At 73.4% G+C, this 10,925-nt stretch carries 10 protein-coding genes; 8 read left to right on the top strand and 2 right to left on the bottom strand.

The genetic code is table 11. The annotated features are described in order from the left end of the window. Positions 1–105 precede the first annotated feature (105 nt). Positions 106–807, bottom strand: coding sequence for a nucleotidyltransferase domain-containing protein (locus ALMP_RS09160; protein WP_264925779.1), 702 nt, complete (start codon positions 805–807; stop codon positions 106–108). A gap of 302 nt (positions 808–1,109) precedes the next feature. On the opposite strand from ALMP_RS09160, the gene ALMP_RS09155 reads away from it, so the two are divergent. The 8 genes from ALMP_RS09155 to ALMP_RS09120 all read left to right on the top strand — a co-directional run bounded on the left by ALMP_RS09155 (position 1,110) and on the right by ALMP_RS09120 (position 9,423). Then, positions 1,110–1,976, top strand: a complete 867-nt coding sequence (locus tag ALMP_RS09155; protein ID WP_264925782.1) for a hypothetical protein — start codon at positions 1,110–1,112, stop codon at positions 1,974–1,976. A gap of 138 nt (positions 1,977–2,114) precedes the next feature. Then, positions 2,115–3,269, top strand: coding sequence for an FAD-binding oxidoreductase (locus tag ALMP_RS09150; RefSeq protein ID WP_264925778.1), 1,155 nt, complete (start codon positions 2,115–2,117; stop codon positions 3,267–3,269). After that, entirely contained in the window at positions 3,266–3,565 is a 300-nt protein-coding gene (locus ALMP_RS09145) for a (2Fe-2S)-binding protein (RefSeq protein ID WP_264925777.1), read from the top strand. The genes ALMP_RS09150 and ALMP_RS09145 overlap by 4 nt, the downstream gene beginning before the upstream one ends. Continuing rightward, positions 3,558–5,126, top strand: a complete 1,569-nt coding sequence (locus ALMP_RS09140; RefSeq protein ID WP_264925776.1) for an FAD-dependent oxidoreductase — start codon at positions 3,558–3,560, stop codon at positions 5,124–5,126. The genes ALMP_RS09145 and ALMP_RS09140 overlap by 8 nt, the downstream gene beginning before the upstream one ends. Next, positions 5,123–6,019 (top strand): dihydrodipicolinate synthase family protein, encoded by an 897-nt coding sequence (locus ALMP_RS09135; protein ID WP_264925775.1) that lies wholly within the window; start codon positions 5,123–5,125, stop codon positions 6,017–6,019. Before ALMP_RS09140 ends, ALMP_RS09135 begins: the two co-directional genes overlap by 4 nt. Before the next feature lie 63 nt (positions 6,020–6,082). After that, positions 6,083–7,084, top strand: a complete 1,002-nt coding sequence (locus tag ALMP_RS09130) for a proline racemase family protein (protein WP_264925774.1) — start codon at positions 6,083–6,085, stop codon at positions 7,082–7,084. Between the two features lie 227 nt (positions 7,085–7,311). Further along, positions 7,312–8,022, top strand: a complete 711-nt coding sequence (locus ALMP_RS09125; RefSeq protein WP_264925772.1) for a GntR family transcriptional regulator — start codon at positions 7,312–7,314, stop codon at positions 8,020–8,022. 114 nt (positions 8,023–8,136) lie between these two features. Further along, positions 8,137–9,423 (top strand): NAD(P)/FAD-dependent oxidoreductase, encoded by a 1,287-nt coding sequence (locus ALMP_RS09120; RefSeq protein WP_264925771.1) that lies wholly within the window; start codon positions 8,137–8,139, stop codon positions 9,421–9,423. A 113-nt stretch (positions 9,424–9,536) separates the two neighbouring features. Here the strand turns inward: ALMP_RS09120 and ALMP_RS09115 are convergent, their stop codons facing one another. Further along, complete coding sequence (locus ALMP_RS09115) at positions 9,537–10,718, bottom strand: tryptophan dimethylallyltransferase family protein (protein WP_264925770.1); 1,182 nt, start codon at positions 10,716–10,718, stop codon at positions 9,537–9,539. Positions 10,719–10,925 lie beyond the last annotated feature (207 nt).

Here is a 10,925-nt window from a genome sequence, read left to right as displayed (position 1 = left end):
CGGGGGGGGGGGGGGGGGGGGGGGGGGGGGGGGGGGGGGGGGGGGGGGGGGGGGGGGGCGCGGGATTTTTTTCCGCGCCCCGCATACCGGAGTCGCCGAGGGGTTCTACGCCGACGCGCCCTGGGGGGCGTAGAAGTGCCGCCGCACCCGGCGCAGCCACGCGTCGGCGGCCGTCTCGTCCGGGTGCTCGGGCAGGACGCTGCGTGTCTCCTCGAACGCCGCCTCGAAGCGGCGCAGCAGCGGGAGCGCCGCCTCGGCGTCGGCGGCCACCTGCTCGCCGAAACGGTGGTAGCTCTCGGGGTCGTCCACCTGGATGGTCAACCGGCCCGTCGCATAGAGCTCATAGCCCTGTTGGCACAGCCGCTTCAGGTGGCGGGCGTGCTTGGCGGTGCGCTTGCGGGTGTCCGCCGAGAAGGATCCGTCGCCACGGCTGTGCAGCTTGCGGAACTGCTGGGTGGCGTACCCGAGATAGGCGTCACGGACCCGGCGCGCGCTCAGGAACGTCGACCGGATGCCGATGAGTTCCTCGCCCAGCCCGGTCCGCACCTCGTACAACTCCTCGGGCAGCCAGACGAGTTCCATCACCGTCGGGTTGCCGCCGAGGGCGAGACGGCACCACTTCGCGGCCTCGTGCAGGGTGCGGTCGGGTGCCGTGGTGACGTGGGACTCCTTCGGCCCGCGCAGGCCGTGCAGGTCCTCGGTGGGTGCGGCGAACAGGCCGAGGCGGTCGATGTCGGATCCTTGGTGCGCGAGCCCGTAGGCGGTCGAGCCGACGACGCCGGACAGCAGGATGTTCTGGACGGTCACAGGGGCCCCCGGTGGTGATCGGCGCCGCCGTCGAGGACGGGCGGCGGACCGTCATGATGCCCTGGCGACCGGGGCGGTCTCCTCACATTTTCCGGTCCCGTGAACGCCTCGGACCACGTCGTCCGCCGGATCTCCCGGTTCACCCGTCCGGGCTCGGTGCGCTGGTCGCCCGCCCCGGCCGGTGGTGCGGTGGTAGTCGACCGTCCCGCCTTCAGGAGGCATCCGTGACCACCGCTCGGCCGTCCCGCCCGTCCCACCGTTCCCGTACGGACCCACCACGCGCGGACCCGCCGCGCACCGACCTGCCGCGCACGCACCCGCCGCGCACGGCCCGGGCGGTCCGGCCCGCCCGTGTCCTGGCCGTCGCCGTGGCCGCCGGCGCGCTGCTCGCCACGGCGGCCTGCGCGGGCGGGGACGACAGCGCGACGGCCGAGGCGGACACCGCCGTCTCCACCCGCGCCGAGCGGCCCGTCGCGCAGCGGCCCCTGGCCCAGCCCACCCCCACGCCGTCCCCCGACCCGCGCCTCACCGCCGTCGGCGCCCGCACCGCGCTGATCACCGAGGGGGATCTGGAGGACGACTGGAACCAGGTGAGCAACGCGGCGACCTGGCGGAACCGGCTGCTCATCGGGCAGGTGGACACGGCCGCCTTCCTGACGGCCAGGACGAACGCCGCCGACTGCCAGCGCCTCCTCGACGCGCTCTATGACGAGACCCTCCTGGGCGAACCGTCGGGACCGTCGGCGCTGACCGGATTCACCGAGGGCGACTCCCGGCTGCTCTACCAGGTCGCCACCTACGAGCGGGCCCAGCTGGACAAGTCGCTGAAGTGGCTGGAAGCACTGCCGGAGACCTGCGACGAGTTCACCGCGACCGGCGCGGGCGGCACCCGCACCGTCCAGGTCGTCGAGGCCTCCCTCCCCGACGAGGGCGACGCCCGTCAGGCGGTCACCGTGACCGTGCGGGGCGACGCCTACGGCTCCCCCATCACCCTCACCCTCGACGTGGCCGCCGTACGGGTCGGCACCAACGCGCTCACGGTCACCAACGGCGGGACCGGCGGCGCCGACCACGACAGCACCGAGGACGCGGTGCGGCAGGGCAGCCAGCGGCTGGAGGACGTCCTGGCCGGACGGACGCCGAAGGCGCAGCCCAGCGAACTCGAGTGACATCGGGGGGGCGCGGCCCAGCGCACAGTGCGGTCCGCCCGTCGTCCCGGCGCCGGCAGTCCCGGCATCGGCCGCCCCGGCGGATGACGTCCCCGCGGGCCTGTTCCCGCCCTCGGCGCCATGTGACATATTACTGGCGTGGCCAACCAACCGACTTGTGACGTCGTGGTCGTCGGCGCCGGCATGGTGGGCGCCGCCTGTGCGCTGTACGCGGCACGTGCGGGTCTGGACGTGGTGGTGGTCGACCGCGGCCCGGTGGCCGGTGGCACGACGGGCGCGGGCGAGGGCAACCTCCTCGTCTCCGACAAGGAGCCCGGACCCGAACTCCGACTCGCGCTCCTGTCCGCCCGGTTGTGGAGCGACCTGGCCGAGGAACTGGGCGGGACGATCGAGTACGAGCCCAAGGGCGGCCTCGTCGTCGCGACGACCCCCGAGGCGTTCACCGCTCTCCGGGACCTGGCCGCCGACCAGCGCGCCGCCGGGGTCGAGACGGTCACCGTCGACGCGGCTCGACTCCCCGAGCTCGAACCGTATGTGGCGCCCGGTCTCGCGGGGGGCGTCCACTATCCGCAGGACGCGCAGGTCATGCCCACCCTGGCCGCCGCCCACCTCGTCCGGGCCTCGGGTGCCCGGCTGGAGACCGGGCGGACGGTGACCCGGGTGCTGCGCGGGGCCGACGGCGGGGTGCGGGGCGTACGGACCGACCGGGGTGACATCTCGGCCCCGGCCGTGGTGAACGCGGCCGGCACCTGGGGCGCGGAGGTGGCCGCCCTCGCGGGAGTCCATCTGCCCGTTCTCCCTCGCCGCGGCTTCGTCCTGGTCACCGAACCGCTCCCGCGCCGGGTACGGCACAAGGTGTACGCCGCCGGCTACGTGGCCGACGTCGCCAGCGACTCGGCCGCGCTCCAGACCTCGCCGGTCGTCGAAGGGACCGCCGCCGGGCCCGTGTTGATCGGCGCCAGCCGTGAACGGGTGGGTTTCGACCGGTCGTTCGCCCTGCCGGTCGTCCGGGCGCTGGCGGCCGGTGCCACCCGTCTCTTCCCTTTCCTGGCGCAGGTCCGGGTCATGCGCGCCTATCTCGGATTCCGCCCCTACATGCCGGACCACCTGCCGGCCGTCGGGCCCGACCCGCGGGTGCCCGGCCTGTTCCACGCCTGCGGGCACGAGGGCGCGGGCATCGGCCTGGCCACCGGCACCGGCCATCTCATCGCCCAGGCGCTGGCCGGAAAGACCCCCGACCTGGACCTCACGCCGTTCCGTCCCGACCGCTTCCCCGAGGAGGCCGCGCCGTGAACCCTTTGGAGCTGGTCCGGGCCTGTCCCGGAGCGCCGTTCACCGTCACCTTCGACGGCCGGGAGATCCAGGCGCTGCCGGGGCAGACGGTGGCCGCCGCGCTCTGGTCGGCGGGCATCACCTCCTGGCGCGTCACGCGCGGCGAGGGCCGGCCTCGCGGGGTGTTCTGCGGGATCGGCGTGTGCTTCGACTGCCTGGTGACCGTCGACGGCCGTCCCAACCGACGCGCCTGCCTGGTGCCGGCCGCGCCCGGCGCGGACATCCGTACGCAGGAAGGGACGGGCCACGATGGCTGATTGGCCGGTGCTCGCGGTGATCGGGGCCGGTCCGGCGGGGCTCGCGGCCACGCTGGCCGCCGCCGCGCGGGGCGTGCGCGTCGTCCTGGTGGACTCCGCCCCGGAGCCGGGCGGGCAGTTCTACCGGCAGCCCGCCTCCGCACTCGGCGCCCGCCGCCCGCAGGCGCTCCATCACCAGTGGCGCACCTGGGAACGACTGCGTGAGGGGCTCGCCGGCCACCTCGCCGCCGGGCGTGTGACCTTGCTGAGTGACCATCATGTGTGGTGCGTGGAAGCGGACTCGGCGGAGTCGGCGGACGGTGCGGACCCGGGTTCGGCACGCCCCGGCTTCCGTGTGCACGCCCTGCTCGGTCCCGGTCAGGAGGAGTCCGTCACGGTCCGCGCCGACGGCGTGCTGCTGGCGACCGGCGGATACGAGAAGGTCCTGCCGTTCCCCGGTTGGACCCTGCCGGGTGTGGTGACGGCGGGCGGCGCCCAGGCCATGCTGAAGGCGGGGCTGGTGCTGCCCGGCCGGACGGCGGTGGTGGCCGGCACGGGCCCCTTGCTCCTGCCCGTCGCGACCGGTCTCGCGGCGGCGGGCGCCCGGGTCGCGGCCCTGGTCGAGTGGGCGGACCCGGTCCACGCCGTACGCCGTTCCCCTGCCGCTCCGAACGCCTTCCCGCGCCGGGCCCGCGCCCTCGCCGGCGAGCCCGGCAAGCTCGCCGAAGGCGCGGGCTACGCGGCTCGGCTCCTGCGCCACCGAGTTCCGGTGCTGGCCCGCCATACGGTGCTGGAGGCCCATGGTCGCGACCGTCTCGGGGCGGTGACCGTCGCCGCGCTCGACGCCGCGGGGCGCCCTCGCCCCGGCACCGAACGGCGCATCCCCTGCGACACCCTCGCCGTCGGTCATGGCCTCCTGCCGCACACCGACCTCGCCGAAGGGCTCGGCTGCCGGCTCGACGGACCGCGGGTGCACGTCGACGACGAGCAGCGCACCGACGTGCCCGGCGTGTGGGCCGCCGGGGAGGCCACGGGCGTCGGCGGCGCGGCCCTCGCCCTCGCCGAGGGGCACATCGCCGGACGCTCCGCCGCCGCGCGCCTCCACGGCACCGCACCCGACCCGCGGACCTGGGCCGCGCCCGCCCGGGCCCGTACCCGACTGCGGGCGTTCTTCGCGGAGCTCGACGGCGTGTACGCGGCACCCGTGCGGTGGGTGGAGCAGGTGAACGACGCGACGGTCGTGTGCCGGTGCGAGGAGGTCACCGCCGGGGCGGTCCGCGAGGCCGTCGCACTCGGGGCTGGCGACCTGCGCACCGTGAAACTGCTGACCAGGGCGGGCATGGGCTGGTGCCAGGGCCGGATGTGCGAGCCCGGGGTCGCCGGCGTCGCGGGCTGCGACGCCACCCCCACCAGAAGGCTGCTGGCCCGCCCGGTCCCCCTCGGCGTACTGGCCGCCGACCCGGCCCCCACCACAGCACCGCTCATGAACGCGCCAGTGCCATGTCACACATCACTGGACGCTGTACCACCACCACACGTCGGACCTGACGAAGACCCGGACGAGAAGAGGCCCTTCGCATGACGACCCCCCAGCACCGCCCCTGGCGCGGCGTCCTCGTCGCCACCGCCCTCCCCCTCGACGACGACCTCCGCGTCGACCATGACCGGTACGCCGAGCACTGCGCCTGGCTGGTGGCGAACGGCTGCGACGGCGTGGTACCGAACGGCTCGCTCGGTGAGTACCAGGTGCTCACGCCCGAGGAGCGCGCCAGGGTGGTGGAGACGGCGGTGGCGGCGATCGGCGGCGACCGGGTGATGCCCGGCGTCGCGGCGTACGGCTCGGCGGAGTCGCGCCGCTGGGCCGAGCAGGCCCGTGAGGCCGGTTGTGGTGCGGTGATGCTGCTGCCACCCAACGCCTACCGCGCCGACGAACGAGCGGTGCTGGCCCACTACGCCGAGGTCGCGAAGGCGGGCCTGCCGGTGGTGGCGTACAACAACCCGATCGACACCAAGGTCGACCTGGTGCCCGAGACACTGGCCCGGCTGCACGGCGAGGGCCACATCCACGGCGTCAAGGAGTTCTCCGGCGATGTCCGCCGCGCGTACCGGATCGCCGAACTCGCCCCGGAACTCGACTTGTTGATCGGTGCCGACGATGTCCTGCTGGAGCTGGCGGTGGCCGGCGCCAAGGGCTGGGTGGCGGGCTACCCGAACGCGCTGCCCCGCGCGTCGGTGGAGTTGTACCGCTCCGCCGTCGCCGGTGACCTCACCACCGCGCTGCCCCTGTACCGGCAATTGCACCCGCTGCTGCGCTGGGACTCGCGTGTCGAGTTCGTCCAGGCCATCAAACTGTCGATGGACGTGGTCGGCCGGTACGGCGGTCCTTGCCGGCCGCCGCGCGTCCCGCTGCTGCCGGAGCAGGAGGCGGCCGTCCGCGCGGCCACCGAGAAGGCCGTCGCCGCGGGCCTCGCGTAACACCCCCAGGGACCCCCGCACCTGCGGGGGCCCGTGTCACACCGGCCGCCGGAAAGGGATGCCATGCGCAGCAAACTCGTCCTGCACGCCGTCGACTCGCACACCGAGGGCATGCCCACCCGCGTCATCACCGGCGGGCTGGGCACCATCCCCGGCGCGACGATGAACGAGCGGCGGCTGCACTTGCGTGAACACCGCGACGAGGTACGGCAGTTGCTGATGAACGAGCCCCGTGGTCACGCCGCGATGAGCGGCGCGATCCTCCAGCCGCCCACCCGGCCGGACTGCGACTGGGGCGTGGTCTACATCGAGGTCTCCGGCTATCTGCCGATGTGCGGGCACGGCACGATCGGCGTGGCGACCGTGCTCGTGGAGACCGGCATGGTCGAGGTCGTGGAACCGGTCACCACCATCCGGCTGGACACCCCGGCCGGACTCGTCGTCGCGGAGGTCGCCGTCCAGGACGGCGCGGCCACCGCGGTGACATTGCACAACGTCCCGTCCTTCGCGGTCGCCCTGGACCGCAAGGCCACCCTGCCCGACGGCCGTACGGTGACATACGACCTCGCCTACGGCGGGAACTTCTACGCGATCCTGCCGCTGGAGGAGTTCGGCCTGCCCTTCGACCGGGCGCGCAAGGACGACATCCTGCGGGCCGGTCTGTCGCTGATGGAGGCGATCAACGCCGAGGCCGAGCCGGTCCACCCCGAGGACGCGTCCATCCGCGGCTGCCACCACGTCCACCTGTACGCGCCCGGCTCCACCGCCCGCCACTCGCGGCATGCCATGGCGATCCACCCGGGCTGGTTCGACCGCTCCCCCTGCGGCACGGGCACCAGCGCGCGCATGGCGCAACTGCATGCGCGGGGCGAACTGCCGCTGCACACCGAGTTCGTGAACGAGTCCTTCATCGGCACCCGCTTCGCCGGCCGGCTGCTCGGCACGACGGACGTCGCCGGCATCCCCGCGGTGCTGCCCAGCTTCACCGGCCGTGCCTGGATCACCGGCACGGCCCAGTACCTGCTGGACCCGGCGGACCCCTTCCCGGCCGGATTCGTGCTCTGACACCCGTCCGCCACACGTCACCGCCTCCGCCGCCCCTCGTTCCGCGCCACACCGTCCCCGGCCCAGGCCACACGGCCCACACGTCCACGGTTCAAGCCACCCGTTCCCTGTCCACACCACCCGGTCCACGTCGGACGCCGGTTTTCCACAGGCCGGAACGGGCGTACCCGGCCACGCCGATACTGGTGGCACGTGACACGGCACCACCCGCCCTGAGGAGACCCTCCATGCCCGCCCCCCGCACCAGCAGCCCCTCGTCCGGGGCCCCCGCCCCCGCCCCGGTGCTCCCCGTGCTCGGCGGCCACCGGAGCAGCTTCCGCGAGCGGGTCGCCGACGCCCTGCGGGCGGCGCTGATCGCGGGCGAACTGCGGCCCGGCGAGGTGTACTCGGCGCCGACCCTGGCCGCCCGCTTCGGTGTCTCCGCGACGCCGGTGCGCGAGGCGATGCTGGATCTCGCGAAGGAGGGCCTGGTCGACGCGGTGCCCAACAAGGGGTTCCGGGTCACCGACGTCTCCGACCAGCAGCTCGACGAGTACACCCACCTCCGCGCGCTGATCGAGATCCCCACGGTGGTGGCGCTGGCGACGACCGCCGACCCGGTGTCACTGGAGGCGCTGCGGCCCGCCGCCCGGGAGATCGTCACGGCCGCGGTGGCGGGCGACCTCATCGCCTACGTCGAGGCCGACACCCGTTTCCACCTCGGCCTGCTCGCCCTCGCCGGCAACGCGCACCTCGTCGAAGTGGTCCGTGACCTGCGCGGACGCGCCCGTCTGTACGGCCTGACGGCGCTCTCCGCCTCCGGTCGTCTGCTGTCCTCCGCCCAAGAGCACCTGGAGCTGCTCGACGCCCTGCTGGCCCGCGACGAAAGAGCCGTGCGCGAGGTCATGACCCGGCATCTGGGGCATGTGCGGGGGCTGTGGGCGTCGGCCCACACCTGAGCGCCCCACCGCCACTGCACTCCCCTGTGATCTTCGTCCTGGTGTGAGCGTAGTTCCGGATGGGCAGTCAATGCCCGTGCATGAAGGGATGGTGTCTTTCCTGTGGGGGGAACCGTGAGTGTGTGCCTCATCGGTGCGGGTCTGTCGGGACTGGCCATGGCGCACGCCCTCAAGTCGGCGGGCATCGACTTCGTCTGCGTCGAGAAGGCCTCCGACGTCGGCGGGATCTGGCGGCTGCCGCAGGCGGGTGAACCCGGCCCCGGCTACCTCGCGCTCCACCTCAACACCACGAAACAGCTCACCGGTTACGCCGACTATCCGATGCCGGCCTCCTGTCCCGTCCATCCCCGGCACAGCGAGTTCGCCGCCTATCTGAGGTCGTTCGCCGAGTGGGCCGGCCTGGTGGACCACCTGGAGCTGGAGACGACCGTCGCGTCCGTGCGGCAGGAGAGCGACGGCTCCTGGACGGTCGTGACCGTGGACGCCCGCGGCACCCGCGCGTCCCGGAGCTTCACCCAGGTGATCGTCGCCTCCGGCTCCAACACCGAGCCCTCCCTGCCCGCTCCGCTCCGCGGCTCCGACACCTTCACCGGAACGTTTCTGCACTCCTATGACTACCGGGACGGCAGCGACTTCGCCGGACAGCGCGTGGTCGTCGTGGGGCTCGGCGCCTCGGCCGTGGACATCGCCGTGGACCTCTCCCGGCACGCGGAGCGGACGCTGCTCTCGGTGCGCCGGGGCCGGCACGTGCTGCCCAAACAGCTCTTCGGCATGGCGCTGGACGAGATCGCCGAGGCGCCGTGGTGGACGAGCATGTCGCTGGAGGAGCAGCGCCGTTTCATCGACCAGGCCCTGCTGGTCGCCCGGGGCAAGCTCTCGGACTACGGCCTGCCCGAGCCGGACCACCCCCTCTTCGCCTCGGCGGTGACCGTCTCGGACGAGATCCTTCCCCGGATCCGTCACGGTGGGATCGTGCCCAAGCCGGCCATCGACTTCCTGGACGGCAGCCGGGTCGCGTTCACCGACGGCACCTCCGCGCACGCCGACGCGATCGTCCACTGCACCGGCTACCGCATGGCATTCCCGTTCCTGCCGGCCGGCTGCCCGGTCGGGGCGCGGGGCTCGGTGGAGTTGTACAAGCGGGTCGTCGCACCCGGCCGTCCCGGTCTGTACTTCGTCGGCCTGGTCCGTCCGCACGGCTCCATCACCCGTCTCGTGGAAGCGCAGTCGCGCTGGGTCGCCCGGCTCGTCGCGGGAGAGGCCGTCCTGCCGGAGCCGGAGGTCATGCACAAGGAGATAGCCGCCTACCTGAGCGGCATCGCGGGCCAGTACGGCCAGGCGGGGAGCGCGTCGATCAACGTGGACGTCGCTCCCTATCTGCAAGAACTGCTGAGTGAATGACGGCAGGTCAGAGCCGCCTCGGCGGGTGGGCGGGGCGACTCGTGTGCGAGGGGAGCGGTTCGACGGCGGTGGCGTACGGCTCCCCTCGGGGGTCTCCCGGCGGTGCCGCCGCGCTACCGCGCGGTCTCGGCGGGCCGGAGGGCGGCGGGCGGACGGACCTGGTACGCCTCCGAGGAGACGTACGCCGTCACGCGCGGCGGGTGACCCTGCTGGTGGGCGAGTGCCAGGTAGGCGATGAGGCCCACGCCGTCCTCCAGCCGACGTGAGGTGACGGCGGCCGACGCGGCGAGCAGCGGCTCGGGGTCGATGCCGTAGCGGCCGAGGAGGGTCGTGGCCCGGGACATGACCTCCGCGTCGTCCCGTGCGTAGGCCCGGACGGGGATGTGGAGGGTGAAGCCGCTGGGGCGTTCGGTCTTCGTACTGGTGAAGGCGTGGCAGGTCAGGGCGGGTCGCCCGGTGAGCCGCCGCTGCCGTCCGCGGCCGTCGTCGGTGAAGGCGCTCGACGGCGAGGCGTCGGCGTCCGGGGTCTCGGCGTCGAGTCCGGCGGCCGTGCGGAAGAACCGCTCGATCTCCGCCGCGTCGGGACCGGGATCCATACGGCACAGGCCGGGTGCCTCGGCCGCGGCGAGGCCGTCATGGCGCAGATAGACCTTGACCCGGGGGGTCTCCCATTGTCCCAGGTCCAGGGCGAAGAAGGGGTAACCGTCGGCTTCGGGCAGGGTCGCGAACGCCCGACGCAGACCGAGCCGGCGCAGGGCTTCCCGTACGGTCTCGGCGGAACGTTCCTCCCCACGGGCGGCCGGGTTCAGGTACACCTTCACCCTCGGTACGCCGCTGGGGTGCAGTTCCAGCGCGCAGTAGAGGGCGAGGGGCCCGTGCGGGGACGGCGGAAAGAACAGGTCCTCCAGGTCATCCAGCGGGTCGGTGGTGAAATGCCACCGCCGTGCCAGCCTGCGGAGGATTTTCAGCCCGGTGCGCCCGCTCTTCTTCAGGCTGCCCGCCCCGCTGCCCGGCTCCATCAGCACCCGCAGGGTCGGGGGCGCGTCGGGGACGAAGGCCAGGGAGAATTCCACCGGCGTGTGGTCGTCGGAGAGAAAGGTCTCGGAGGCGGGTGGCAGGTCCAGCGGCCGTTCGGCGACGGGGCCCAGCGCCTCGGTCAGCGTATGCGCGTAGGCCTCGGCGGCTGTCGGGTCCAGGCCCGCGACCTCGCACAGGCGCAGCAGTTGGCGTGCCGTGCGCCCGCCGACGGTGTCGTCGTCCGGCAGTCCTCGGGAGTCGGGCCGATGCGCGATCACCGGGCCTCCCCCGGCAGGACGGGCCGGGCAAGAAGATACCCGCCTGGGGAGGCGGGTATCGGGGGGTGCGACAGGGTGGGGTGTTCTCTGTCAGTGGTGTCGACGGATATGTGGTCCATGACACCTCCTTCAACTAGTGAGCCAGCGCAATACCGCTGGCTCACTACCCCTGAGCTTGAAATTTCATACAGGTGGCGGAAGTTGGTC

Origin of the sequence: Streptomyces sp. A012304 (genome assembly GCF_026008495.1) — a bacterium.
Lineage (GTDB): Bacteria > Actinomycetota > Actinomycetes > Streptomycetales > Streptomycetaceae > Streptomyces.
The sequence above is the reverse complement of the archived record's forward strand: the minus strand, read 5'-3'. Positions and strand labels throughout refer to the sequence as shown.

Coding starts and splice junctions, on each gene's coding strand:
- ALMP_RS09130 (WP_264925774.1), top strand. CDS start 6,083: ATGCGCAGCAAACTCGTCCTGCACGCCGTCGACTCGCACACCGAGGGC.
- ALMP_RS09125 (WP_264925772.1), top strand. CDS start 7,312: ATGCCCGCCCCCCGCACCAGCAGCCCCTCGTCCGGGGCCCCCGCCCCC.
- ALMP_RS09140 (WP_264925776.1), top strand. CDS start 3,558: ATGGCTGATTGGCCGGTGCTCGCGGTGATCGGGGCCGGTCCGGCGGGG.
- ALMP_RS09135 (WP_264925775.1), top strand. CDS start 5,123: ATGACGACCCCCCAGCACCGCCCCTGGCGCGGCGTCCTCGTCGCCACC.